21 protein-coding genes and 1 pseudogene are annotated in these 25,419 nt (G+C 72.7%); 14 read left to right on the plus strand and 8 right to left on the minus strand.

Going from position 1 to position 25,419, the window contains the following annotated elements:
* Positions 1-60: 60 nt before the first annotated feature.
* Positions 61-1,746, minus strand: a complete 1,686-nt coding sequence (locus K7G59_RS03075; RefSeq protein WP_225830204.1) for a glycoside hydrolase family 13 protein — start codon at positions 1,744-1,746, stop codon at positions 61-63.
* A gap of 247 nt (positions 1,747-1,993) precedes the next feature.
* Here K7G59_RS03075 and K7G59_RS03080 point away from each other — a divergent pair, with 247 nt between their 5' ends.
* From K7G59_RS03080 to K7G59_RS03130, 11 genes are read left to right on the plus strand one after another with little or no spacing between them, the layout of a single operon-like run.
* Positions 1,994-3,613: an alpha-amylase family glycosyl hydrolase gene (locus K7G59_RS03080; protein WP_225830205.1), complete on the plus strand. Its 1,620-nt coding sequence runs from the start codon at positions 1,994-1,996 to the stop codon at positions 3,611-3,613.
* Positions 3,610-4,920: an aspartate aminotransferase family protein gene (locus K7G59_RS03085; protein WP_225830206.1), complete on the plus strand. Its 1,311-nt coding sequence runs from the start codon at positions 3,610-3,612 to the stop codon at positions 4,918-4,920. The genes K7G59_RS03080 and K7G59_RS03085 overlap by 4 nt, the downstream gene beginning before the upstream one ends.
* The gene (locus tag K7G59_RS03090) at positions 4,917-5,972 is read left to right on the plus strand and encodes a zinc-binding dehydrogenase (RefSeq protein WP_225830207.1); all 1,056 of its coding nucleotides are present in this window, start codon (positions 4,917-4,919) and stop codon (positions 5,970-5,972) included. The genes K7G59_RS03085 and K7G59_RS03090 overlap by 4 nt, the downstream gene beginning before the upstream one ends.
* Before the next feature lie 2 nt (positions 5,973-5,974).
* A complete protein-coding gene (locus tag K7G59_RS03095) occupies positions 5,975-6,886 on the plus strand; it encodes a carbohydrate kinase family protein (RefSeq protein WP_225830208.1) in 912 nt (303 codons plus the stop codon).
* Positions 6,883-7,572: an HAD family phosphatase gene (locus tag K7G59_RS03100; RefSeq protein ID WP_225830209.1), complete on the plus strand. Its 690-nt coding sequence runs from the start codon at positions 6,883-6,885 to the stop codon at positions 7,570-7,572. Before K7G59_RS03095 ends, K7G59_RS03100 begins: the two co-directional genes overlap by 4 nt.
* Before the next feature lie 23 nt (positions 7,573-7,595).
* Positions 7,596-8,864: a condensation domain-containing protein gene (locus tag K7G59_RS03105; protein WP_225830210.1), complete on the plus strand. Its 1,269-nt coding sequence runs from the start codon at positions 7,596-7,598 to the stop codon at positions 8,862-8,864.
* Positions 8,861-11,182 (plus strand): lantibiotic dehydratase, encoded by a 2,322-nt coding sequence (locus tag K7G59_RS03110; protein WP_225830211.1) that lies wholly within the window; start codon positions 8,861-8,863, stop codon positions 11,180-11,182. Before K7G59_RS03105 ends, K7G59_RS03110 begins: the two co-directional genes overlap by 4 nt.
* The gene (locus K7G59_RS03115) at positions 11,169-12,629 is read left to right on the plus strand and encodes an AMP-binding protein (RefSeq protein ID WP_225830212.1); all 1,461 of its coding nucleotides are present in this window, start codon (positions 11,169-11,171) and stop codon (positions 12,627-12,629) included. The genes K7G59_RS03110 and K7G59_RS03115 overlap by 14 nt, the downstream gene beginning before the upstream one ends.
* 5 nt (positions 12,630-12,634) lie before the next feature.
* The gene (locus K7G59_RS03120) at positions 12,635-12,919 is read left to right on the plus strand and encodes an acyl carrier protein (RefSeq protein WP_225830213.1); all 285 of its coding nucleotides are present in this window, start codon (positions 12,635-12,637) and stop codon (positions 12,917-12,919) included.
* A complete protein-coding gene (locus K7G59_RS03125; RefSeq protein ID WP_225830214.1) occupies positions 12,916-14,205 on the plus strand; it encodes a hypothetical protein in 1,290 nt (429 codons plus the stop codon). The genes K7G59_RS03120 and K7G59_RS03125 overlap by 4 nt, the downstream gene beginning before the upstream one ends.
* A complete protein-coding gene (locus K7G59_RS03130) occupies positions 14,202-15,485 on the plus strand; it encodes an MFS transporter (RefSeq protein ID WP_225830215.1) in 1,284 nt (427 codons plus the stop codon). Before K7G59_RS03125 ends, K7G59_RS03130 begins: the two co-directional genes overlap by 4 nt.
* A 51-nt stretch (positions 15,486-15,536) precedes the next feature.
* Here the strand turns inward: K7G59_RS03130 and K7G59_RS03135 are convergent, their stop codons facing one another.
* Positions 15,537-16,730 (minus strand): MBL fold metallo-hydrolase, encoded by a 1,194-nt coding sequence (locus K7G59_RS03135; protein ID WP_225830216.1) that lies wholly within the window; start codon positions 16,728-16,730, stop codon positions 15,537-15,539.
* Positions 16,731-16,826: 96 nt separating this feature from the next.
* On the opposite strand from K7G59_RS03135, the pseudogene K7G59_RS03140 reads away from it, so the two are divergent.
* Both K7G59_RS03140 and K7G59_RS03145 read left to right on the plus strand, forming a co-directional pair.
* Positions 16,827-16,973, plus strand: a pseudogene (locus tag K7G59_RS03140) (glutamate dehydrogenase); the annotation flags it as partial.
* 135 nt (positions 16,974-17,108) lie between these two features.
* Positions 17,109-17,729, plus strand: coding sequence for a TetR/AcrR family transcriptional regulator (locus K7G59_RS03145; RefSeq protein ID WP_225830217.1), 621 nt, complete (start codon positions 17,109-17,111; stop codon positions 17,727-17,729).
* A gap of 168 nt (positions 17,730-17,897) precedes the next feature.
* Here K7G59_RS03145 and K7G59_RS03150 read toward each other — a convergent pair whose 3' ends face one another.
* Together K7G59_RS03150 and K7G59_RS03155 are read right to left on the minus strand one after the other, a co-directional pair.
* Positions 17,898-18,683, minus strand: a complete 786-nt coding sequence (locus K7G59_RS03150; protein ID WP_225830269.1) for an SGNH/GDSL hydrolase family protein — start codon at positions 18,681-18,683, stop codon at positions 17,898-17,900.
* Positions 18,684-18,913: 230 nt separating this feature from the next.
* Entirely contained in the window at positions 18,914-19,828 is a 915-nt protein-coding gene (locus tag K7G59_RS03155; RefSeq protein ID WP_225830218.1) for a LysM peptidoglycan-binding domain-containing M23 family metallopeptidase, read from the minus strand.
* Between the two features lie 553 nt (positions 19,829-20,381).
* On the opposite strand from K7G59_RS03155, the gene K7G59_RS03160 reads away from it, so the two are divergent.
* On the plus strand, positions 20,382-21,179 hold the full coding sequence (locus K7G59_RS03160; RefSeq protein ID WP_225830219.1) for a tyrosine-protein phosphatase: 798 nt from the start codon (positions 20,382-20,384) through the stop codon (positions 21,177-21,179).
* A gap of 24 nt (positions 21,180-21,203) precedes the next feature.
* Here K7G59_RS03160 and K7G59_RS03165 read toward each other — a convergent pair whose 3' ends face one another.
* The 4 genes from K7G59_RS03165 to dxs form a co-directional block, all read right to left on the minus strand.
* Positions 21,204-21,326, minus strand: a complete 123-nt coding sequence (locus tag K7G59_RS03165; RefSeq protein ID WP_225830220.1) for a DUF6126 family protein — start codon at positions 21,324-21,326, stop codon at positions 21,204-21,206.
* Entirely contained in the window at positions 21,323-21,946 is a 624-nt protein-coding gene (locus K7G59_RS03170; protein ID WP_225830221.1) for a helix-turn-helix domain-containing protein, read from the minus strand. Before K7G59_RS03170 ends, K7G59_RS03165 begins: the two co-directional genes overlap by 4 nt.
* 76 nt (positions 21,947-22,022) lie before the next feature.
* On the minus strand, positions 22,023-23,408 hold the full coding sequence (locus K7G59_RS03175) for an aspartate aminotransferase family protein (protein ID WP_225830222.1): 1,386 nt from the start codon (positions 23,406-23,408) through the stop codon (positions 22,023-22,025).
* A complete protein-coding gene (dxs, locus tag K7G59_RS03180) occupies positions 23,405-25,309 on the minus strand; it encodes a 1-deoxy-D-xylulose-5-phosphate synthase (RefSeq protein WP_225830223.1) in 1,905 nt (634 codons plus the stop codon). Before dxs ends, K7G59_RS03175 begins: the two co-directional genes overlap by 4 nt.
* Between the last annotated feature and the right edge of the window lie 110 nt (positions 25,310-25,419).

The raw sequence follows: 25,419 nt of genomic DNA on the forward strand, positions 1-25,419 counted from the left end.
GAAGGAGCGGTGGCGCGACCGGGGGCCGCCCGGTCGCGCCGTGCTCGGGTCGAGGTGCGGTCAGACCGTCCACCAGACGGTGGTGTCCGATTCGATCACCGCGGTCGGCCCCTCCGGACCGGCGCCGGTGGAGGCGAGCAGCACCGTGCCGGGGGCCGCTATCTCGACCGGCGCTCCGGTGATGTTGGTGATGCAGACGAACGAGCCCTCGGCGCTGTCGCGGCGGAAGGCGACCACGCCCGCAGGGGCGTCCAGCCAGGTGACCTCGTCGCCGGCGCCGAGCGCCGGGTGCTGCCGGCGGATCGCCAGGGCGCTGCGGTAGAGCTCGAGGGTGGAGGTGGGGTCGCCGGTCTGCGCCTCGACGCTGAGCGAGCCCCACTCGGAAGGCTGGGGCAGCCAGCTGCCACCGCTGCCGAAGCCGTAGGAACTGCCCTCGACGGTCCACGGGATGGGCACCCGGCAGCCGTCGCGGAAGCCGTCCTGGCCGGAGGCCCGGAAGAAGGAGGGGTCCTGACGGACCTCGTCGGGCAGGTCGGTGACCTCGGGCAGGCCGAGCTCCTCGCCCTGGTAGACGTAGGCGGAACCGGGCAGCGCGAGCATCAGCATGGTGGCGGCGCGGGCGCGGCGCAGGCCGAGTTCGCGGTCGCCCGGGGAGCGCATCTGGGTTCCCTGACCGGGCGGGTTGCCGAACCGGGTGGCGTGCCGGGTGACGTCATGGTTGGACAGCACCCAGGTGGCCGGGGCACCGACCGAGCGCATCGCGTCCAGCGAGACGTCGATCACCTCGCGCAGCGCGGCCGCGTCCCAGTCGGTCCCGAGGTACTGGAAGTTGAAGGCCTGGTGCAGCTCGTCGGGGCGGACGTACTTGGCCGTGCTGGTGACGGTCGGGGTCCATGCCTCGGCGACGAAGATACGGTCGCTGCCGTACTCGTTGAGCACACGGCGCCACTCGCGGTAGATCTCGTGGACACCGTCCTGGTCGAAGAACGGCATGGCGTCGTTGCCGAGCAGCTTGAGCTGATCCCTGCTGCCGATGTCGGGCAGGCCGTCGGCCTTGATCATGCCGTGCGCGACGTCGATGCGGATGCCGTCGATGCCACGGTCGAACCAGAAGCGCAGGATCGAGCGGAACTCGTCGCGTACGGCCGGGTGTTCCCAGTTGAAGTCGGGCTGCTCGGGGGCGAACAGGTGCAGGTACCACTCGCCGTCCTCGACACGGGTCCAGGCGGGACCGCCGAAGATGGACTCCCAGTCGTTGGGCGGCAGTTCGCCGTTCTCCCCCTTGCCCTTGCGGAAGTGGTAGCGCTCGCGCAGCGGGGAACCGGGACCCTCGCGCAGCGCCTGCTGGAACCACTCGTGCTGGTCGGAGGAGTGGTTGGGCACCAGGTCCACGATCACCCGCAGGCCCAGGGCGTGGGCGTCGCGGACCAGCGCCTCGGCGTCGGCGAGGTCGCCGAAGACCGGTTCGATCCGGCGGTAGTCGGAGACGTCGTAGCCGGCGTCGACCTGCGGGGAGGCGAAGATCGGCGAGAGCCAGACGGCGTCGACGCCCAGGTCGCGCAGGTGGGGCAGGCGGGTGCGGACGCCGGGGAGGTCACCGACGCCGTCGCCGTCGCCGTCGGCGAAGCTGCGCGGGAAGACCTGGTAGATCACCGCACCGCGCCACCACTCGGGGACGGCCGGGGGGCGTGCGTCGGCGGTCGGGCTGGGGGCGGGTGACAGTGCGTCAGCGACGGTCTGGGTCACTGAGGGAGCTCCTCTGCTGGGGACTGCTGTTCGGCAGGACAGTAGTGCCACTTCCCCAGCGCCTGGAAGATCTTGCTGCAAATTTCTGCAACTCACGCGCCAAATGGCCCCGCGTTCGCCCGATTCTTCGGCATCGACCTGCAAGTCCTTGCAGAAAATTGCAGGTTGAGTGTTGACGGCTTCAAGATCCATTTCCTAGCCTCGCTGCGGCGCGCCAACTCCTGACCACCGACGATTGGTTCCAGAGATGCAGCATGTCCACAGCAGTGCGGGAGCTGCCTGGTGGCGGGACACCGTCATCTACCAGGTCTACCCGCGCAGCTTCGCCGACGGGAACGGCGACGGCACGGGCGACCTCGCCGGCTTGCGTACCCGCCTGCCCTACCTGCGCGACCTGGGCGTCGACGCCCTGTGGATCACACCGTTCTACTCCTCCCCCATGGTCGACGGTGGGTTCGACGTCGCCGACCACCGCACGATCGACCCGCTGTTCGGTGACCTCACCGACGCCGAGGCGCTGATCGACGACGCCCACGCCCTGGGCCTGCGGGTGATCGTGGACCTGGTGCCCAACCACACCTCCGACCAGCACCCCTGGTTCCAGCGGGCGCTGCGCGAAGGGCCCGGCTCCGCGCTGCGCGAGCGGTACCACTTCCGTCCCGGCCGGGGTACGGACGGCGAACTGCCGCCCAACGACTGGGAGTCGGTGTTCGGCGGGCCGGCCTGGACCCGCACCACCGACCCCGACGGCACCCCCGGCGACTGGTATCTGCACCTGTTCGCCCCCGAGATGCCCGACCTCGACTTCGACTCCCCGGCGGTCCAGGACGAGTTCCGCTCGATCATCCGTTTCTGGCTGGACCGGGGCGCCGACGGTCTGCGGATCGCCGACGCCCACGGCCTGGTGAAGGCGGCAGGGCTGCCCGACCTCGGCCGCACCGCCCAGGCCGGACTGCTGGGCAGCGAGGCCGTGCCGTACTTCGACCAGGACGGCGTCCACGAGATCCACCGCGCATGGCGCCGGATCCTCGACGGCTACCCGGGCGAACGCATCGCCATCGCCGAGGCCGTCACCCCCGACGCGGACCGCCTGGCGCGGTACGTCCGCGCCGACGAGCTCCACCACACCCAGAACTTCGACTACCTGTCCGCCCCCTGGGAGGCCGAGGCGCTCCGCGCCACCATCGAGCGGACCCTGACCGCCCACGGGGCGGTCGGCGCCGTCGCCACCTGGGGGCTCGGCAACGCCGACGTCCACCGCGTGGTCACCCGCTACGGCGACGACGCACCGGGCCTGCGCCGGGCCCGTGCCGCAGCCCTGCTCACCCTCGCGCTGCCCGGCGCCGCCTACATCTACCAAGGTGACGAGCTGGGCCTGCCCGAGGTGCTCGACCTGCCCGAGGAGGCCCTCCGGGACCCGCAGTGGGAGCGCTCCGGGCACACCGAGCGGGGCCGCGACGGCTGCCGGGTGCCCCTCCCCTGGAACGGCGACGCCGCGCCGTACGGCTTCGGCCCGGACGACGCCGCGCCCACGTGGCTGCCGCAGCCCGAGGCATGGGCCAAGCTGAGCGTGGCCGCCCAGACGGAAGACCCGGCGTCCATGCTGACCCTGTACCGGGCGGCGCTGCAGATCCGCCGGGAGGAAGAGGGCCTCGGCGACGGTCCCCTCGACTGGCGGACCGGCCCGCAGGGCACCCTGGTCTTCGGCCGCGGCGACGGCTTCGTCTGCACGGTCAACACCGGCGACCGGGCGGCCGAACTGCCGCGGCCGGGTGAACTCCTCCTCGCCAGCTCGCCGTTCGACGTCTCGGACGGCGAACGCATCACGCTTCCGGCGGACACGGCCGCGTGGTGGCGGGCCCAGTGACCACCGATCCCACCCACACCACCGTGACCAGGGACTCCTCGGGCCTCGGTGCCCTCACTGCGGACTCCGCGCTGAGCGGGGACGGCCTGTGGCTGCACACCCCCGACGGGCGCAGCCTCCTGGACGCCGCGTCCGGCACGTTCAACCTGCCGCTCGGCTACGCCCATCCGCACGTCGTCACCGCGGTGCAGGAGCAGGCCGGCCGTGTCTCCCACGCCAGCTCGCACTTCACCCGTCCGGCCGGCGCTGCGCTGGCCACCCGGCTGCTCGCGCACGCCCCCGAGCAGCTGTCCCGCGGCTGGATCCGCGACGTGTCCGGATCCACCGCCAACGAGTGCGCGGTGAAGATCGCCCAGAAGTACACCGGACGCCGGCAGGTCGTCAGCTTCTTCCTGTCCCACCACGGGCAGACCATGGCGACCACGGCCATGTCCGGCAACGCCTTCCGCCGCCGCCACTTCCCCGCGACCGCCACCACCGAGACGCTGGTCGTCCCGGGCGCGTACTGCCACCGCTGCTTCTACAACTCCTCGTACCCGAGCTGCCAGGCACTCTGCGCCACCCGGATCGAGGATTTCCTGGAGTACGCGAGCAGCGGCGACGTGGCCGCGGTGCTGGTGGAGCCCGTCCTGGGCAACGGGGGCAACATCGTGCCGCCGCCGGAGTTCTTCCGCGAGCTGCGGCGGATCTGCGACCGGCACGGGATCGTGCTGATCGCCGACGAGGTGCAGACCGCTCTCGGCCGCACCGGCCACATGTTCGCCTCGCAGCGGCTCGGCCTGGAGCCGGACGTCATCACCCTGGCGAAGGGACTCGGCGGCATCGGGCTGCCGATCGGCGCGGTGCTGATGCGCGAGGAACTGGACGTCCTGGACGCCCACGAGCACTCCTTCACCAGCGGCGCAAGCCTGCTCGGCCTCGCCGCCGCCCACGCCACCCTCGATGTGCTGGAACAGCCCGGTTTCCTGGAGCGGGTGGACGCGCTCGGCGAGACGCTCGGCGCCAGGCTGCGGGACCTGGCCGACGAGGTGCCGGCCGTCAGCGACGTGCGCGGCCTGGGCTACATGTGGGGCATCGAACTGTCCCGGCCCGATGGCTCCCCCGACCCGGAGCTCGCCCGGGAGACCATCGCCGCCGCCGAGTCCGGGCACGACCTGGTGGTGCGCGGCTCGCGCTACGGACTGGGCAACGTCGTCAAGGTCCGGCCCGCCCTCGTCGCCGAGGAGCGGGATCTGGACGACATCTGCGCCCGGCTGCGTCTGGCCCTGCTGGACGCGACCAAGACCCTGGAGAGTGACCGACGATGAAGGCCCTCGTCTACCACGGCCCCTTCGATCTGCGGGTGGAGGAGCGCCCCCGGCCCCGGGCCCTCGGACCCGACGATGTCGTGGTGCGGGTGCGGCGCACCGGCATCTGCGGCACCGACATCGGGATCGCCACCGGGAAGTACTCCGCCAAGCCGGGCGTCGTCCTCGGTCACGAGAGCGTCGGCGAGGTCGCCGAGACCGGCCCGGGGGTGACCGACCTGCCGGTCGGCACCCAGGTGGTGGTCAACCCGACCTTCTTCTGCGGCTCCTGCGCGCCGTGCCGCTCGGGCCGGGAGAACCACTGCGCACGCAAGCACGAGACCGAGGCGGGGGTGTCGGCCGACGGCCTGTTCGCCGAGTACTACCTGACCTCGCGCACGTTCGTCCATCCGCTCCCGGCAGGCACCGACCGCGCCGGGATGGTGCTGAGCGAACCGCTGTCCTGCGCGCTGACGGGCGTACGCCGGCTCCGGCTGACCCCGCAACTGCGCGCGGCCGTCCTGGGCGGCGGCCCGATGGGCGTGATGTACGCGTCCCTGCTGGCCCAGCAGGGCCTCACCGGTGTGCTGGTGGAGGCCTCGGCCGCACGGGCCGAGGTACTGCGCACCACGCTGCCGGGCCTGTGGCCCGTGGTGGAGAACCTGCCCGAGGCGGTGGACCGGCTGGCCCGGCCGGGCAGCGGCCTGGACGTGGTGGTGGACACCACCGGCGTCCTGCTGGAGCAGGCGCTCCCCCTGCTGAATCCGGGTGGCCAGCTGCTGCTCGTGGGGCTGAGCGGCGGCAGCGCCACCATCGATCCCGCGTGGATCGCCGACAACAGCATCCAGGTGCTCGGCTCCATCGACTCGCTCGGCACCTTCGGCGACGCGGTGGAGTTGCTGGCGGCCGGCGCGCTCCCGCTGGACGGGGCCGTGACGGCCGAGGTCCCCCTCGAGGAGTTCGCCCGCGCCTTCGCCCTGCTGGGCGTGGACCTGGCAGCCGGATGCCGTACCGAGCCCACCGGCCACCTCAAGGTGTGCCTGACCCCGGCGTCCGCCGGAGAGGAGCTGTGACCATGACCGGCAGCGATGTGATCGTGATCGGTTTCAACACCATGGACCTGGTGTTCACCGGCCGGGAGGCACTGCGCCCCGACCATAAGGTCTACGCCGACAGCCTGACCCAGCACGCGGGCGGGCAGGGATCGAACGTCGCTGTGGACCTGGCCGGACTGGGGCTGGCCGTCCACTACCTGGGGATGTTCGGCGACGACGCCTGGGGGGAGCAGGTCCGGGCCTCGATGACCGACGCCGGCATCAGCGTGGAGGGCTCGGTGACCGTGCCGGACTGTCCCAACCACGTTGCGGTGGTGGCGGTCGCCACCACCTCCGGCACCCGGTCGATCGTGATGTGCAAGGATCCGCGGCTGACCGCCGGCGCCGACCTGGTCCCGGCCGATGCACTGCGCCGCACACGTGCCTTCTACACCGACGGGCACGAGTTCGAGGCCTCCGTGGCCGCCGCCGAACTGGCCCGCTCCCTGGGTGTACGGGTCTTCGCGGACCTGGAGGTCGCCCGCGAGGACGCGGCCCGTCTGCTCGCCCACGTGGACGAGCTGGCCGCCCCTCTGGAGGTGATCCGCACCCTGGCCGGCACGGACGACGAGGCCAAGGCGCTGGCGTACGTCCGCGCGCTCGGGCCGGCCGTCGTGGTGGCCACCAAGGGCGCCGAGGGCTGCGCCGGCCTGGACGAGCAGGGGCGGCACTTCACCGTGGCGGCCTTCCCTGCCGAGGTCGCCGACAGCACCGGCGCGGGGGACGCGTTCCACGCCGGCTTCCTCGCCGCCCGGCTGCGCGGCGCCGACGTCCGCGAGGCCGCGGCCTGGGGCAACCGCGCCGGCGCCGTCAAGTGCGGGCACCCCGGGCCGCGTGTGCCGCTCGCGGCGATGGCGCGGCTGCGGGAGGAGATGGAAGGGCCCGCGGCGTGAGGGATCTGTTCGAACCGGGCAGGCGGCCGGCGGCGGCGCTCTTCGACTGCGACGGCCTGCTGGTGGACAGCGAGCCGCTGTGGGGCACCGCCATGGAGCTGGTGCTGCGCTCGTTCGGCCGGGAGACCGACACGGCGGCGCTCACGCACGAGCTGACCGGGGCGTCCATCGCCCGGACCGTGGAACGCCTGCACGAGCTGGTGGACGTCCCCGGGCTGACGCAGCGCGAGGTCGAGGGGCGGCTGCTCGACCGGTACGCCGAGGCGGTGGCCCGGGAAGGGGTGCGCCCCATGCCGGGCGCGGTGGAGCTGGTGCAGGCGCTCGCCGAGGAGCTCCCGGTCGGCGTGGTGTCGAACAGTCCGGAAACGGCGGTCCGCGCCGTGCTGCGGGCCACGGGCCTGGCGGACCGGGTCTCGGCCGTGGTCGGCGCGCACGGCTCCTGCCGGCCCAAGCCCGACCCGGAGCCGTACCTGACGGCTTGTGCCCTGCTCGGGGTCGAGGCGTCGGCGTGCGTCGCCTTCGAGGATTCGGTGACCGGTGCGCAGGCGGCGGTGAGCGCGGGACTGCGGCTGCTGGTCGTCCCGGCGCCGGGTGTGCCGGCAGCCGCCTATCCGGCGGGCGCGAAGCTGCTCGGTTCGCTGACCGAGGCGCTGCCCGCCCGTGCGGCGGCCGGGGGACGGTCGTGATCGGGACACCGGCGCCACGGGACATGCCGGAGACAGCGGAGATATCGGACACCCAGGCGTCGATCCTGGGCTTCCTCACGGCGGCCCGGGGTGACGGCGAGGGCGACCCGTACGTACTGGCCCGGGTCCTGGAGTTGCGCGGCCCCGTGGACCCGGCGCGGTTCGCCGCGGCGGCCCGGGCGCTGGCCGCACGGCACGAGGCGCTGCGGACCGTGTTCGAACCGGGTGCGGACGGCTGGGTGCAGCGGGTACTCGCGCCCGGCGCGGTCGATGTCCAGCACATCCGGGTCGCCGACGGGGACCGGACGGCGGCGCTCACGCTGATCGCCGAGGAGCGGGCGCGGGGCTTCGACGTACGCCGAGAGGCACAGGTGCGCGTACGGCTGTACGAGACGGGTGCCGAGCGGTATGTCGCCCTGTTCCTGTTCCACCACCTGACCTGCGACGGCTGGTCGATGGCGCTCGCACTGCGCGACTTCGGCGCCCTGTACGCGGGCCGGGCACTCCCGGAGCCGGGCCGGTTCCGGGACTTCGCGGCCTGGCAGCGGGAGCGGTCCCGGGGCGCGTCATGGGAGCGTCATCTCGACTACTGGGCGGGCAGGTTGAAGGACTTCCGGCCCCAGGGCGCGCTCGTCGACGCGGCCGCCACGACCGGGGACCACCGGGCCGGAAAGGCATGGCTCGAGGTTCCCGAGGGGCTGCAGCACTCGGTGGTCTCGGCCGCCGCGAAGGTGCGGGTCAGCCCGTACGTGGCGCACGCGGCGGCCTGGGCGCTGGGGATCGCGGACGTCCTCGGCGAACAGTCGTTCCTGCTGGCCAGTCCGGTGGCGCTGCGTCACGCCCCGGGCTGCGAGGACATGGTCGGGGACCTGACCAACATGCTGCTCTGCCCGCTGCGGGTGACACCGGGCATGACGGAGCGGGAGCTGCTCGGGACGCTGCACCCGGAACACTATGCGGCGCTGGGCCGGCTCGACGTCCACTATCAGCGGGTCCTGCGCGCCCTGGAGCTGCCGACGGCCTATCACGTGCGGATCGGCTACCACGCGCAGCCGCGTGCCGAGCTCGCCGTACCCGGGCTCGAGGCCCGCACGCTGCGCATTCCGGGAGAACTGACCAGCCGTCGGCTGGTGGCGCTGGAGCTGGACGCCTCCACGGCGCGACCCGCGGGCGCGGTGGTCCACCGCCGCGCCCTGCTGCCGGACCGGGACGCCGAGGAGCTGGCCGCCGCCTATCTGCGACGTCTGGAGCGTTGCGGAGGGGCTCTGGAGGACTGGGGAAGGAAGTCGTGACAGAGGATCACATCCCGCTGGGCGAGAGCCGCTGGCGGCTGTGGAAGGGTGCGGTGCTGCGCGGGGCCGGTTTTCCCTGGCAGGTCGTCGAGGCCGTCGCCGACCCCGCTCTGGCGCAGGCGGCCGACCTGCTCAACAAGGACACCTCCGCCAAGGGCCGCCGCCGGCCGGAGGAGGGACGCGCCACGGAGTACGCGGACCGCTTCGCGGCGGCCGCCGACCGGGTGGCCGGCGTGGTGGCCGGACTGACCCGCGACCCCCGCTTCCGCGAGGCGGTCACCTGGCAGAACCGGGCGTTCGTCCACACCTGCCTGGACCGGGAGAGCGCCGGGGCGCACCGCGACGCCAAAGCACGCAAGCGTGAATCGTCGATCGTCGCCTACGCGCAGCGCTACGCCACCAAGAACGAGTCGATCGGCTTCTTCGGCCCGGTGGGCTGGGCCGACTGGGCACCCTCGGTGGAACACACGAGCGTCACGCCGGGCGAGGACCTGCTGGGCCGGCGCACGGTGTACTTCGAGACCTGGGCGATCGACCGTGTCGCCCGGGAGTTCGCCGCCCGGCCCGAGCTGCTCCCCGGGCTGCCGCCGCGGCCCGTCCCCGCCAACCTGGTGCGCGGCGACGAGGTGCTGCGGCCCACCGGTGCGCCGGTGCCGCTGGCGCCGCTCGAAGCGGCGGTGCTCGGACGGTGCGACGGGGTGCGGACGGTGCGGGAGATCGCCGCCGCGCTGGACCTGCCCGAGCAGCGGGTGGCCGAGGTGGTCCGGGAACTGGAGCGCAAGCACGTGCTCTGCCTGGACCTCGGCGGGCCGCTGGAGACCCACCCCGAGGTGCGGCTGCGCGAGCGCCTCACCCGGATACCCGACGCCCCGGCCCGCCGGGCCGCGCTGCGCGATCTCGACGCGCTCACCGCCGCGCGCGACACGGTGGCCGCGGGGGCCGGGGATCCCGAGCGGCTGGCCGACGCGCTCGCCGGACTCGACGGCGTCTTCGAGTCGCTGACCGGTGAGTCCGCCACCCGCCTGCACGGGCAGACGTACGCGGGCCGGACCCTGGTGTACGAGGACACCACCCGCGAGGTGCACGCCGAGTTCGGCGCCGGTGTGCTGCGCGAACTCGCCGGCCCGCTCGCCCTGGTGCTGGACAGCGGCCGCTGGCTGGCCGCCCGGATCGGTGAGCTCTACCTCGACCGGTTCGACGCGTACCTGACCCGCAAACAGACCCGGACCGGCCAGGACTGGGTGCCGCTGGCCTCGCTGCTCGCCCTCGCCACCCGCGATCTGTACACCGGCGCCGGGACGCCCGCGCTCGCCGCCGAGGCCACCGCCGACCTGCAGCAGCGCTGGGCCACGATCCTCGCCGTACCCAAGGGCGTGCGCCGCCACGAGGTGGCCACCGAGACCATCGCCGACGCCGTCCGCGAGACCTTCGCCTCCGCCGCGCCGCCCTGGGCGGGGGCCCGGCACCACTCCCCTGACGTGATGGTGGCCGCCGAGTCGGTGGCGGCACTGAACCGGGGCGAGTTCCAGCTCGTCCTCGGCGAACTGCACCTGGCGTACAACACGGTGGAGGCCCGGGCGCTGGTCGAGCAGAGTCCGGACCCGGCGCGGCTGCTCGCTCTCGCCGAGCGCGCGGCCGGGGCGGAACGCATCATGCTGGCCGCTCCGCGCAGCTGGGGGGCGGTCACCAGCCGGACCAGCCCGCCCTCGGCGCTGCTGTCGCCCCGGTGGCGGTACTGGGCGCTCGGCGAGGACGACGTCTGCCATCTGCCGGGCGAGGTCCTGCCCACCGCCGCCCTGGAGGTGGGCCGGTGCGCGGAGGGCCTCGTGGTGCGGCACCTGCCGGACGGGCGGACCTTCCCGCTGGCCGAGGTGCTCGGCGAGTACCTGTCGGCGGTCACGGTCAACGCCTTCCGGATGCTGCCCCGCGGGCGCCACACGCCCCGGGTGAGCATCGGCCGCCTCACCGTGGCCCGCGAGACCTGGCGGCTGCCGGCGCGCCGCTTCGACTGGGCGTTCCAGCTCGACGAACGCACCCGGTACCTGCAGATGCGGGACTTCGTGGCGCGGCACGGCCTGCCGGAGCGGGTGTTCTGCTCCGTGCCGCTGGAGATGAAGCCCGTCTTCGTGGACTTCAGCAGCATCCCGCTGACCAACGCGCTGGCCGGGCTGGTACGCCGTACGGCCCGCGAGGGCGGCGGCGACATCACCGTGTCGGAGATGCTGCCGGACGCGGACGCGCTCTGGCTGACCGACCGCTCCGGTGCGGCGTACACGTCCGAGCTGAGAACGGTGGTCTTCGACGATGACCACCACTGAAGTCCCCGGTCCCACACGGCTGTTGGAGCCCCTCCGGGCCGTCGCCCGGCGCCGGCCGGACGCCGTGGCCCTGGAGGGGCCGGACGCCGCCTTGACCTACCGGGAGCTGCTCGGGCGGATCGACGACGCCGCCACGCGGATGCGCGCGGCGGGCGTCGCACCCGGTGACACCGCCGTCCTGCACACGACCCGCGACGCCCGGCTGCCGGTGACCCTGCTCGCCGCCTGGTCGGCCGGGATGTGCGTCGCCCTGCTGGACGCCGGTCTGCCGGCCGCACGGATCACCGCCTGCGAGACGGTGATCCGTCCGCGCTGGCGGCTGTCCGGCGGCCCGACCGGCCTGATCGAGCCCCACATCGAGCCGCACGACGTCACGGGTGCCCGGCCCGCGCGCGGGGGCAGCCACATCCTGCTGACCTCGGGGACGACCGGTGGCCCGGCCGCTGTCCTGATCGGCCCGGACGCTCTGCGCCGCACCCTCGACTGGTACGCCGACACCTTCCGCCCGGGACCGGAGGACCGGGTGGCGCTGCTGGCCGGGCTCGGGCACGACCCGCTGCTGCGGGACATCCTGGTGCCGCTGAGCAGCGGCGGGACGCTGCTCGTCCCGCCCGCCGACGTCTTCGCCCACCCGGCGGCGCTGCTCGGCTTCGTGCGGAGCGCGGCACCGACCGTCCTGCACGCCACCCCGGCCCTGCTGGAGCTGCTGCTCGCCGCCGACACCGCGGCGCACGGCGGTGGTCTGCGCTCGCTGCGGCTGGTCGTCTCCGGCGGGGCCCGGCTCGACGCCGGCCTCGCCCGACGGCTGCGCCGGGCCTGTGAGGCGACGCTGGTCAACGCCTACGGGGCCACGGAGACCCCGCAGATCGCGTCCTGCGCGCCCGTGGACGTGGCCGCGCTCGACGCGGCCGGTGTCCCGGACGACGCGGGGCTGGACGTCGGTGGCGGGGTCGCCGGCGCCGAGCTGCTGCTGGACCCGGAGAGCGGCGAGGTGGTGGTCCGCAGCCCCAGCCTGGCGCTCGGCTACCTGGACGCGACCGGCCGCGCGGGGCGCTTCGCCGCCGACCCGCGCGGGGCGGCGGGCTACCGCGCCTACCGCACCGGCGACCGGGGCGAGCGGCTGCCCGGCGGCGGCATCCGGATCACCGGCCGGCTGGACCGGGAGCTGTCGGTCAACGGCTTCCGGCTCGCTCCGGAGGAGATCGAGTCCGCCGCCCGCCGGCACCCCCTGGTCCTGGAGGCGCACGCGCAGTCCGTGCCGGGCCCGGCCGGGGACGTGCTGGGGCTGACCGTGGTTCCCGTCGCGGGTGCGCACATCGCCCCGGGCGTGCTCCGCACCCATCTCGCCGCGCTGCTGCCCCGCCACGCCGTCCCGGCCCGTATCCGTACCGCCCCCGGGCTCACGCTCGGGCCCACCCACAAGGCAACACCAGGAAAGTGGAGTTGAACCCCATGAACGACCCCCGTACGGCCGCCCTCGTCTCCGAGCTGATCGACCTGTGGGAGCAGGTCCTCGGTACGGACGGCATCGGACCGGACGACGACTTCTTCGAACTCGGCGGCAGCTCCATCGCCGCGATCCGGCTGGCCCCGCTGATGGGTGAACGCCTGGGCGTGGAGCCGGAGCTCACCCTGCTCTTCGACCACCCCACCCCGGCCGAGCTGGCCGCCGCCCTGGCCCCGCTGGCCGGGGACCGCCCGCTCGAGGCCCCCGCGGGCCGGGGCGCGGGCGCATGACCGCGCGCCATGTGGTGATCGTCGACCCGTACTCCTCGGGTGCGAAACTGCCCGGCCTGCTGCGCCGGGCCGGCCTCACTCCGGTCGGGGTCACCTCCCATCCCGTTCCACCGCCCGTGTACACCACCGCCTTCCGGCCGCAGGACTTCGAGGTCCTGCTGGCGGCGGACGCCGACCCGGCCCCGCTGATCGCCGAACTCGCCGCCCTCGAGCCGGTCGCCGTCGTCGCGGGCGCGGAGAGCGGCGTCCTGCTGGCCGACCGGCTCGCCGCCGCCCTCACCCCCGCTCTCGCCAACGACCCCGCGCTCGCCCGTGCCCGCCGCCACAAGGGCGCAATGGCCGAAGCCCTGGCCCGGGCCGGGGTGCCCGCCATCCGCTCCACCTTCGTACGGGGGGCCGACGAGGCGTGGGCGTGGGTGTGCGAGAGCGGGCTCACCGGCCGGGACCTGGTCGTCAAGCCCGCGCTGTCCGGCGGCACGGAGGACGTGACCCTGGTGCCGGCCGCCGACGAGGCCCGCCTGCGGGCGGTGGTCGAGCGCCTGCTGCGCCGGGTCAATGTGCTCGGCCTGCCCAACGACGACGTGGTGGTCCAGGAGCGGGTCACCGGCACCGAGTACGTCGTGGACACCTTCAGCCACGGCGGCCGGCACACCGTCACCAACATCTGCCGCTACGGGAAGACCGCCAACGCGGGGGGCTTCGCGGTCTACGAGAGCGTCGAGTTCCTTCCCCACGACCTGCCTGGTCACGCCGAGCTGGTGGCGTACGTCGAGCGCGCTCTGGACGCCCTCGGGGTGCGGTTCGGGCTGGCCCACAACGAGGTCATGCTCACTGCCGACGGGCCCCGGCTCATCGAGACCGGCGCGCGGCCTCCCGGCGCCGGACTGCCTGCGCTCGCCGAACTCGCCACCGGCGAGAGCGGACTGGACCGGCTCACCCGCTGGCTGGCCGACGGCGCCGACCCGCGTCCGGACTACCGGCTGCTGTGGCCGGTCGCCGCGGTCTACGCCATCGCACCGAGGAGCGGTGTCATCGGCAACCTCGCGGCCTACCGGCGGGCGCTCGACCTGCCGAGCTGCCGGCACCTCCAGCTGGGTGTCGCCGACGGCGACTTCGTACCCGCCACCACGGACCTGCTGTCCACACTGCGGCTCGGCTGGGCGGTGCTCGCCCACCACGACCGGGAACAGGTGCACCGCGACCGGCTCGCCTTCCGGGAGCTCGAACGCGAGGTCCGCTTCACCGACACGACGACCGGCCCGAGCCTCGAGGTGACCGCCCGATGACCCCGCCCACCACCGATCGGACCACCGAGGAAACGGCCGTACAGGCCGCCGGGAGCCTGACCCGCGACCGGAAGTTCCTCCGGCTCTGGGGCGCGCAGACCCTGTGCCAGTTGGGTGTCCAGACCACCGAGATCACCCTCCCGCTCGTCGCCGTCCTCGCGTTGCACGCCTCCGCGTTCGAGGTCGGCGCGCTGGCCTCGTTCCAGATGGTGGCTTTCCTGCTGATCGGCCTGCCGGCCGGCGCCTGGATGGACCGTGTGCGCAAACGGCCGGTGCTGGTCGCCGCGAGCGTCGGCCGTGCGGCGCTGCTGGCCTCGGTGCCGGTCGCCGGCTGGCTCGACGTGCTCACCGTGGGGCAGATGTTCGGGGTCGCGTTCGGGCTCGGGGTGTGCACCGTCTTCTTCGAGACGGCCTACCAGAGCTACCTGCCGTCCCTGGTGGGGCCGGAGCAACTGCTGGAAGGCAACGCCAAGCTGGAGTCCAGCCGTTCGGTCAGCCAGGTGGCCGGCCCCAGTGCCGGCGGCTGGCTGGCGCAGTGGCTCACCGCGCCCACCGCCGTCGTCGTCAACGCTGCCGGGTTCCTGGCCGCGGCGCTGCTGATGTGGCGCATCGACGACAGCGAGGACCGGCCGGTGTCCGCCACGACCAGGCGCGGGATGCTCGGCGAGATCCGGCAGGGGCTGACCCTGGTGTTCGGCGACCGTGTGCTGCGCGCGATCACACTGAGCGGTGCCGTGTTCAACCTGTCCTGGGCGGTGACCTCCGCGATGCTCGTGCTGTTCCTCCAGCGCGACCTCGGCCTGTCCGCCGGCGCCATCGGCTTCTTCTTCGCCGCGGCGGGCCTCGCGGCTGTCGGGGGCAGCGTCCTGGTGCGGCCGGTGACGGCCCGCCTCGGCGTCGGCCCCGCCATGTGGCTGGGCGCCGTCGTGGTGGGGCTGCTGGGACTGGCCGTTCCACTGGCCGATCACGGGTGGCGCTTCTGGCTGGCCGGGGTCGCGTTCGCGGCCCTCAACGCCGGGCTGATGATCGTCAACGTCAACAGCATGAGCTGCCGTCAGCAGTTGTGCCCTCCCGGCATGCTGGGCCGGATGAGCGCCACCATCCGCTTCGTGATGTGGGGGGTCCTGCCCGTCGGCGGCGTGCTGGGCGGCCTGGTCGCCGACGCCTTCACCGTCCGCGCCGCCCTGTGGACGGCAGCGCTGACCGCCCTGCTGGCCTTCGTCCCGCTCGCCCTCTCTCCACTGCGCACCGACCAGCGCTGGCGCCCGGCCGGACGGTAGCGGAGCGAGGCCGGCGGCCCCGACGTCGTGTCCAGGTCGCCCGGCTGCGAGTCACCGGTCAGCCGCGTAGTCGAGATCGTCCCTCCGGACCACCGCCGCAGCCTCTTCGGGGCGAGGCCGACGCCACGGGTGAGCGCCCGGCTGAGTCACCGCCCGCCACCAGGGGTCCGCGGGCAGCTTTCCGGCGGGTTCGAAAGGCTGACCGGGACGGGGGAGCGCGACGGCCTGTCCGGCCTCCTCGGCGGCGTCCTTCGTCCACTCCCCCGGCTCCGCCCACGGGTGGGGCGCCAGGTTGAAGGTGCCCCAGTGGATCGGGAGCAGGACGCCGCCCGGCGCCCCGCCTTGCAGGTCGAGGTGGGACCGCACCCCCTGAGCGGGTGTCATGTGGATGTCGGGCCAGAACTCGCTGTACGCCCCGATCTGGATCATCGTGGCGTCGAACGGGCCGTGCGCGGCACCGATCTCCCGGAAGCCCTCGAAGTACCCGGTGTCGCCGCTGTGGTAGATCCGGTGCTCGTCACCGGCCACGGCCCAGGACGCCCACAGGGTGTGCTGGGTGTTGCGCAGGCCGCGTCCGCAGAAGTGGCGGGCGGGGGTGGCGGTGAGGGTCAGGCCGTCGACGCGGGTCGACTCGTGCCAGTCGAGTTCGCGCAGCCGGTCCGCCGACACTCCCCAGTGCTCCAGGTGCGCGCCGACGCCGAGCGGCACGGCGAACAGGGTGTCCGTGCCGGCCAGCGCTTTGATCGTGGGCATGTCCAGGTGGTCGTAGTGGTCGTGCGAGATGACGACGACGTCGACCGGGCCGAGCGCGGCCAGCGGCAGCGGCACCGGGTGCAGCCGCTTGGGCCCGGCGAACGGGAACGGTGAGCAGCGCTCGCCCCAGACGGGGTCGAACAGGACGCGGTGGCCGTCCATCTCGGCGAGCACGCTGGAGTGCCCCATCCAGGTCAGCCGCAGCCCCGTGGCCGGCGGCCGGGCGAGGTCGGAGAAGGTCGTGGGGTGCACGGGGACGGTCCCGCTGGGGGCGCGCAGGGGCCGCGTGTCCTTGTCGAAGAAGACCTTCGCGAACTCCAGCGCCGAGCCGGAGGGCCGGGTGCGGGCGAGGCCGCCCGGGTTCTGGAAGACGCCGTCCTTGAAGTGGGGGGAGCGGCGGATGCGTGCCATGCGTTCGCCGCCGGGGTCCGCGCCGAAGGCCGCGGGCCGCAGCACGCTGAGCCCGGGGCTCTGGGAACGCAAACCGGTCACGGTACCTCCAAGGGGAGTCGCTCAGATCCTCCATTATGGTCGGCCCCTCCTCCAGGCCCGGCCGGGCCTGTGGGGGCCCCGCCCGCTGAGCACGCCGACAGCATCCGCCGCTCGATGCGCACCCTGACCGGCCTGATGCCCGACCGCGCGGTGGCCGTCGGGACGGCTCCGCGCGAGGCCGCCCACGCCCTGGTGGCCGACCGCCTGCCGGTGATCGCGGAACGCTTCGGGTGGCGCCGGTGACGAAATCCGCCGCCCTGGGTGTCCGGTTCGGCCCCCACCGCAGGGGCCTGGTTCCGCTCCGGCGGCGAACCGGGCCTCGGCCGGGCCCCGTCGGACGTCTCAGCGCGTGTCCGGCCCGCTGTGTAGGGTGACGACGTGGCGAGGGTGCGGTTGAGCGTGACGAAGCGGCGGGAGGAGTTGCTACGGGCCGCCGTCGAGCAGATCGGGGCCCGGGGCGTGGCAGCGGTCAGGATCGCCGACGTGGCCGCAGCGCTCGGTGTGAGCAACGCGCTGGTGCTGTATCACTTCTCGACGAAGGAGAAACTCGTCGCAGCCGCGTTCACGTACGCGGCCGAGAGCGATCTCGCCCATCTGCGGGGGCTGCTGGGCAGGCGGACGTCTGCGCTGCGCCGGCTGCGGGCCGCGGTGCGCTGGTACGCGCCCACGGGGCAGGCCAAGGGCTGGCGGCTGTGGATCGAGGGCTGGGCGGCGGCATTGCGCGAGCCCGCGCTCCGGGAGGTCACCCGGGACCTGGACGAGCAGTGGAAGGCGGCGATCACCGACGTCATCGCGGAGGGCGTCGCGGCCGGCGAGTTCAGCTGCGCCGACCCGGCGGGCGCGGCCCTGCGCCTGACCGCGCTGCTGGACGGGCTGGCGGTCCAGCTGACGTCGTACTCGGGCGCGGTACCGCGCTCACGGGCCCAGGAGTGGGTGGACGATGCACTGGCCCGGGAACTGGGCCTGACCCCGGTGGAGTCGACCGGTCAGCGACGCTGAGGGGGACCGGCCCGAGCGGTCCGTTCCCCGCCGGAACGCCGGGGGGCAGCCCGCACTGCCGTCGCCGTACCGCACGGACGCATCCGTCCCCCGCGCCCTGACCTCCCGCGCCAAAAGGCCCGTGCCCGCACCGAAGGCCCCGGTGCGGGCACGGGAGGGGACGGAGCGTCAGGCCACCGAGGCGATACGGGATTTGATGTCGTCCGGTGACAGCGTGCCCTTCGCCGTGACGTGGTCGCCGGAGGATTCGCCGCGCAGGCGACGCCCGATCCAGGGGACGAGGTACTCGCGGGCCCAGTGGACGTCGTCGCGCCGGATGTCGAGCGTGCCGCGCGGCGGGAGCGGCGGCCAGGGCTGCTCCGGGTCGGCGGGGATCTCGAGGCCGAGAGCCTGGCCGGCGCGCAGCGCAACGCGCGTGTGCCCCTCGGGCGAGAGGTGGAGCCGGTCGTCGTCCCAGGCCCGGCGGTCCTGCACGGACTTGAGGGACCACAGGTCGAGCACAGGGCAGCCGTACCGGTCGGCGATGGCGCGGACGTGCCCGTTGTACGTGGCGATCTTGCCCCGCAGGTGCTTGAGCACCGGCACGCCACGCGTGTCGAATCCGGTCGTCACCAGCACCGTGCCCGCGGCCTCCGCGAGCCGGACCACGGCGCGCTCGAACCGCTCGGCCACCTCGTCCGGGTCAGTGCCGGGCCGGATGATGTCGTTGCCGCCCGCGCAGAAGGAGACCAGGTCCGGGGCCAGTTCGACGGCCTTGGGAAGCTGGTCGGCCACGATCTGGTCCAGCAGTTTTCCACGCACGGCCAGATTCGTGTACACGAAGTCGCCCTCGGGCCGCCGGTCCGCGAGAAGCACCGCGAACCGGTCGGCCCAGCCGACGAACGCCCCGTCCGGGCCGGGGTCGCCGACGCCCTCGGTGAAGCTGTCCCCCACCGCCACGTACGACCCGATCACTGATCTGTTGTCATTCTTCGAATCGTCTGCCACGTCGGACCATGATTCCCCTTGGATGTGACCTACGCGACCGTAGGCAGGGGTTGACGAACGGTGAGATGAGCCACGCTCACATGGACAGCGGATCAGGAATACGGTTCCCGCCGGCAGTGTTGAGACCGCGATCACTGGCCCGGCACGACGACGAGACGCACCGGAGGGGCCGCAGCGATGCGGACGGACGGGGACGCTCAGACGACGGCGACGCCGTGCTGGCGGAGGTAGGCGACCGGGTCCACGTCCGAGCCGTAGTTCGGGGTCGTGCGGATCTCGAAATGCAGGTGCGGGCCCGTCACGTTTCCGGTGGCTCCGGAGAGGCCGAGCTGCTGGCCCGCCGTGACGGTCTGGCCGGCCGAGACGGAGAGCTGGGAGAGGTGTGCGTACTGGGCGTAGTAGCCGTCGGCGAGCCGGATGACGACCTGGTTGCCGTAGGCGCCGCCCCAGCCCGCGGAGACGACCGTGCCCGCGGCGACGGCCTTCACGGAGGTGCCGGTCGGCACCACGAAGTCGACGCCGGTGTGGTAGCCGCTGGACCACATGCTGCCGGGCACGTGGTAGGCGGTGCCGATGGTGGCGCCGGCCACCGGGAGCGTGTAACCGGTCGTGGTGGTCTTGGCGGTCGTGGTGGTCTTGGCGGTCGCGGCCTTCGTGGTGGCCCTGGCGGTCGCGGCCTTCTTGGTGGCCGTGGCGGTGGGGCGGCTCGTCTGCGTGCTCGGGGACGGGGTCCCGGACTGCGCCGCCCTCTTGCCGAGGGTGAGCTCCAGGCCCGGGTGGATCAGGGAGGGGTCGTCGCCGACGGCCTGCCGGTTGTCGGCGTAGAGCCGGTGCCAGCCTCCGCCGACGTGCTGCTCCTCGGCGATCCGGTAAAGGGAGTCACCGGCCTTCACTATGTAGGTGCGCGCACCCGGGTCGGCCTGCCCTGCGTCCTTCTTGGGGGTGGCCGGGAGGGACTGCACGGCCTGTGCGGAAACGGTCTGCGCCATGGGGGCGGCGTGTGCTCCGGTGGCCCCGATGAGCGGAAGAGCCAGCGCGGCGCCACCAGTTCCGACGACGGCGATCGAGCGGGTGAAACGCTGGGTCCTGGGGCGGCGGTGCTTCGCGGGCATGGCGCATTCCTCTCCGACGCCTGCGGGGCAGCCCGCTCCTGCCGAACACGGGTGGGTGTGGGGGCTCCGGCCGGCGGCAGGATTCGGCATTCCGTCCGGATTGGTGGCCGAACGTAGGCGAGCAGGACGCACGGGACAAGCAGCCGGTTCCCGTCACCCACTTTCCAAATGATCGAATTCGGGAATTCATGGTGACCCTGCGTGAATTCCCTCCTTTCGCTTCTTTTCAATTCCCTTGGGGACAGACAGGAATTACGTGAACATGACGCACAACGGAGTGTCACGGATATGACGCTCCTCACGCGCCCGCTTTCCATGCCCCCTACACCCAGGGCAAGTTTGAATGAAAGCGCCAATTCGGACATAAGCATTAGATCCGACATGGCCGGATAACTGCCGCACTCAGCTCACCCTGCGGCCCGGTGCGCAGGCTCCGGCGAAGTCGGCTGCCGGTGCCTGTGGACAACTCATTGCCCGAGGTAATCGATACCGTATGGTCGACAGAGCACCCGTCGACGAGCCGCGCCGGCGGGGCCGACCGGGAGGAGCCCCCGTGACGCAGCAGGTCCCGTCGACCGAGCCCGAACTGGCCGGAGTTCGCAACTTCCGTGACGTGGGCGGACTGCCGACCGTGGACGGTCGCCGGGTCCGGCAGGGCGTGCTGTTCCGCAGCGGGCACCTTGCGCACGCGACCGAACAGGACGCCGCCTTCCTCGGTTCCCTGGGCCTGCACACCATCTTCGACTTCCGCAACGCGGCCGACCAGAAGCTGGAGGGCCCGGACGTCGACCTGCCGGGCGTGCGGAACGTGAATCTGCCGCTGAGCGACCCGGCGGACGGCGCCGAGTTCTGGAAGATGGTCCGCGACGGCGACATCGAGCAGCTGCGAGACATCCTGGGCGACGGCAGGGCGGCAGGCCGGATGGTCGCCTCCTACCGGATGATCGTCAGGGAGCGCACCGCCGAACACTCCCGGGTGCTGCACGCGATCGCCGAGGACAGCGTGCCGACGCTGATGCACTGTGCGGCGGGCAAGGACCGCGCGGGCATCTCCATAGCGGTCACCCTCCTCGCCGTGGGCGTGGAGCGCGATGCGATCGTCGCCGACTATCTGGAGTCCAACGCCAAGCACCGCCGCTACAAGGTGCGGCGCAACGGGGATGCCGCGACGGCGTACACACCCGAGGTGATGGAGCTGCTCAGCCCGCTCTTCGACGCGCGCGCCGAGTACCTGGCAGCGGCCTTCGACACCATCGAGGAGGCCTGGGGCGGTGTCGACGCCTACCTGGAACAGGGCCTGCGCCTCACACCGGTGACGCGCGAGCGGCTGCGCGAGCGCCTGCTGGACTGACGGGCCGGCGGTCCGGCCGGACCGCTAGCCCTTGCCGCCGACCGCGAACAACAGGTAGAGGAAGGCGGCGAAGATGTGGCCGACGGCGATGTAGATGATCAGCCGGACCCACAGGGCGCGGGGGAATTTCTCCTCCAGGTTGCTCATGGCAGCTCTCCGGTCAGCGGGCCCAGGCACAGCGAGGCCATGGGGCTCTGCAGCAAGGTGTGGACGAACAGCAGTTCGACGCCATCGTGGTCGGCGGCGGCGAGCCGGTGCGGGGTGAGGGAGTCGAAGTGCGCACTGTCGCCGGGCGCGAGCAGGTGCGCGGTGTCGCCGAGTTGCAGGCGCAGCCTCCCCTTGAGGACGTACAGCCATTCCTCGCCGGGGTGGACGCGCACGATGTCGCCCTGCGTGCCGTACGGCGCGCGCACCCGCAGGGCCTGCATGCCCCGGCCGGGTGCCCCGGCCTGGAAGTACGTCCAGCCGGCCGCCAGGGTCGGCTCCATGTCGGCGGCGCGCACGATCGCGTCCCGGTCGGCGACGGTCTCCCCGAGCAGTTCGGAGACGGTCGTACCGTAGATACGGGCGAGCGCGAGCAGCATCGGCAGCGACGGCTGACGCTGCCCGGTCTCCAGCCGGGACAGATGTGCGGGCGAGAGCCCGGCCGCGCGGGCCGCGGCCTCCAGGGTGAGGCCGGCGCGCCGGCGCAGCGCGCGCAGTTGCGGCGCCACGACGGGCAGGTTGTTGCCCTGCCCCGCCGGTGGCACGGCGTCTGAGGCGTTCATGCCTCCATTGAGCCGGATTCTTGCCTTGTCGGCAATTTTGTTGCCTCCAAGGCAAAAATCCGCTCGTGGGCCGGGCTCAGCGACTGCCCACCGCCTGCTTGACCAGGGTCTTGCCGAAGTCCCACAGCAATCCGCTGCCGCTGTGCGCGTCGTCCATCACCTGGGTGAATGCGTCCACGAACCGCTCCACGTCTGCCTCGTCCACGACGAGCGGCGGAATCAGCTTGATCACCTCCAGGTGGTCGCCGGAGACCTGGGTGAGAATCCGGTGGCGTTGCAGCAGCGGTACGACGACCATCTGCGCGAACAGACCCTTGCGGGCCGCCTGGAGCATCCTCCAGCGGCTGCGCAGCTTGAGCGAGGAGGGCTTACCGAACTCGATGCCGATCATCAGGCCCCGGCCGCGCACGTCCGCGAGCAGCTCGTACGTGTCGATCAGCGCCGTGAGCCGGGACTTCAGCAAGTCGCCGGTCCGGCGCACCCCCGCGACGATCTGCTCGTTCTCCATGACCGACAGGACGGCGAGACCGGCGGCCATCGCCTGGGCGTTGGACCCGAAGCTCGACGAGTGGACGAGGACGCGGTCCATGGACGAGTAGACCTTCTTGAAGATCCAGTCCTTGCCGAGCGTGGCACCCACGGGGACGTAGCCGCCGGAAAGTGCCTTGGCCACGCAGACCAGGTCCGGTTCGACGCCGTCCTCGTGCTGATAGGCGTAGAAGTCGCCGGTGCGGCCGAGACCCGTCTGCACCTCGTCGGCGATGAGCAGCGCCTTGCGGCGGTGCAGCAACTCCTGCGCGGCCCGCAGATAGCCGGGCGGCGCCTCATGCACGCCCTTGCCCTGGATCGGCTCCACGATCAGGGCGGCGACGTCGCCCTTCTTCAGCTCCCTGTCCAGGGCGTCGAGATCGCCGAGCGGTACGGCGGTGTCCGGCAGCAACGGGGTGAAGCCGTCGCGGAAGCCGTCCTCGCCGTTGACCGACAGGGACCCCGTGGTCAGCCCGTGGAAGGCGTGGTCGCAGTACAGGACGCGCGGCTTTCCGGTGGCGAACCGGGCGAACTTCAGGGCGGTCTCGACGGCCTCGGTGCCGCTGTTGCCGAAGAACACCCGGTCCAGGTGCGGGCTGTGGGCGAGCAGCCGCTCGGCGAGCAGGCCGGGCAGCGGCTGGCAGTCGAACCGGGTCAGGTCGGCGAGGGAGGCGTCGAGAACGTCGTGCAGCGCCTTGCGGACGACCGGATGGTGCCGGCCCAGACCCATCACCCCGAACCCGGCGAGCATGTCCAGGTAGTCGTTGCCGTCCGCGTCGAAGAAGTGGGCGCCCTCGGCCCGCTCGTAGACCTTGTCGAAGCCGATGGTGTGCAGCATGCGCGGCAGCTGCGGGTTGAGGTACCGCGTGTGCAGCTCATAGCGTTCGGCTCCGCGCTCGGCGAGGAGGGCGCCGAGGTCGAACTCCGTGCTCATTCAGTCTCCTTGGCTGTGCCGTTGCCACCCGTGGCCCTGACGGCCGGGCTCGCGCCGATCCGTCCGGCGATCTCGACGGGTGTGAGGCCGATGTCGGCGAGCACCTCGCCGCGTTTGGCGTGGGCGAGGAACTGTTCCGGGATACCGAACCGCCGGACGGGCACGTCCACGTCGGCGTCGCCGAGTGCCAGGGCCACGGCCGAACCGACGCCCCCCGCACGGCTGTTGTCCTCCACCACGGCCACCAGCCGGTGTCCGGCGGCCAGGCCAGGCAGCTCGGGGTCGACGGGTTTGACCCAACGGGGGTCCACCACCGTGCAGCCGATGCCCCGGGCCGCGAGCAGCTCAGCGGCCTCGAGGCACACCGGTGCCATCACGCCGACGGCCACCAGCAGCACGTCGGGGTGCTCGGCGCGGTGCAGTACGTCCATGCCGCCGACCCGGCCGACCGCCGGGATGCGCGGGCCGACGGACTCCTTCGGGAAGCGGACCAGGGTGGGTGCGTCGTCCACGGTGACGGCCTCACGCAGCTGGGCGCGCAGCTGGGCGGCGTCGCGCGGGGCGGCGATGCGCAGTCCCGGTACGACCTGCAGGACCGACATGTCCCACACGCCGTTGTGGGAGGCCCCGTCGACACCCGTCACACCGGCCCGGTCCAGGACGAAGGTGACCCCGCAGCGGTGCAGGGCCACGTCCATGAGCAGCTGGTCGAAGGCGCGGTTGAGGAAGGTGGCGTAGACGGCGACGACCGGGTGCAGTCCGCCGGTGGCGAGGCCGGCCGCGGACACGGCCGCGTGCTGCTCGGCGATGCCGACGTCCCACACCCGGTCCGGGAAGCGTTCGGCGAACGCGCCGAGACCCACCGGGTGCAGCATGGCCGCGGTGACGGCTACGACGTCCTCGCGCTCCTCGCCGATCTTCACGATCTCCTCGGCGAACACGGAGGTCCAGGAAGGGCCGCCCGCGGGTGCGAGCGGTTCGCAGGTCAGCGGGTCCATCGCACCGACGGCGTGGAAGTGGTCCTCCTCGTGCGCGAGGGCGGGCTCGTAGCCGCGGCCCTTGACCGTGAGGCAGTGGACCAGGACCGGGCCGTGGAAGCGTTTGGCGCGGCGCAGCGCCGACTCGACGGCCTTGATGTCGTGCCCGTCGATCGGGCCGACGTACTTCAGGCCCAGGTCCTCGAACATGCCCTGCGGAGCGAAGGCGTCCTTGAAGCCCTTCTTCGCACCGTGCAGGGACTCGTAGACCGTGGTGCCGACGACCGGTGTGCGCAGCAGGACGTCCTTGCCCCAGGCGAGGACCTTCTCGTAGCTGTCGGTCGTGCGCAGGGTGGCGAGGTGGTTGGCGAGGCCGCCGATGGTCGGGGCGTACGACCGCTCGTTGTCGTTGACGACGATGATCAGCGGCCGGTCCTTGGCCGCCGCGATGTTGTTCAGGGCCTCCCAGGCCATGCCGCCGGTCAGCGCGCCGTCACCGACGACCGCGACGACGTGGCCCTTCTCCCCCTGCACCTGACGGGCCTTGGCCAGGCCGTCGGCCCAGCCCAGCGCCGTGGAGGCGTGGCTGTTCTCGATGACGTCGTGCTCGGACTCCTCGCGCGAGGGGTAGCCGGACAGCCCGCCCTTGCCACGCAGCTTGGAGAAGTCCTGACGCCCGGTCAGCAGCTTGTGGACGTAGCTCTGGTGACCGGTGTCCCACAGGATGCGGTCGGCCGGTGACTCGAAGACCCGGTGGAGCGCGACGGAGAGTTCCACCACCCCCAGGTTGGGCCCGAGGTGACCGCCGGTCCTGGCCACCGCCCGCACCAGGAACTCACGTATCTCCTCGGCCAGTTCGCCGAGTTGCGCCTCGGACAGCGCCTTCAGGTCGCGTGGTCCCCGGATGGTCTCCAGAATGGTCACGCTCGGGCCCCCTCTCGGTCCGTGCCTTGCCTCAACTCACTTGGTCTGCTCGGCGAGCCTCATCGCCTCCTCGATGAGGGTCTCCACGATCCTGGACTCGGGGACGGTCC

Source organism: Streptomyces sp. NK08204 (assembly GCF_020400585.1).
Lineage (GTDB): Bacteria > Actinomycetota > Actinomycetes > Streptomycetales > Streptomycetaceae > Streptomyces.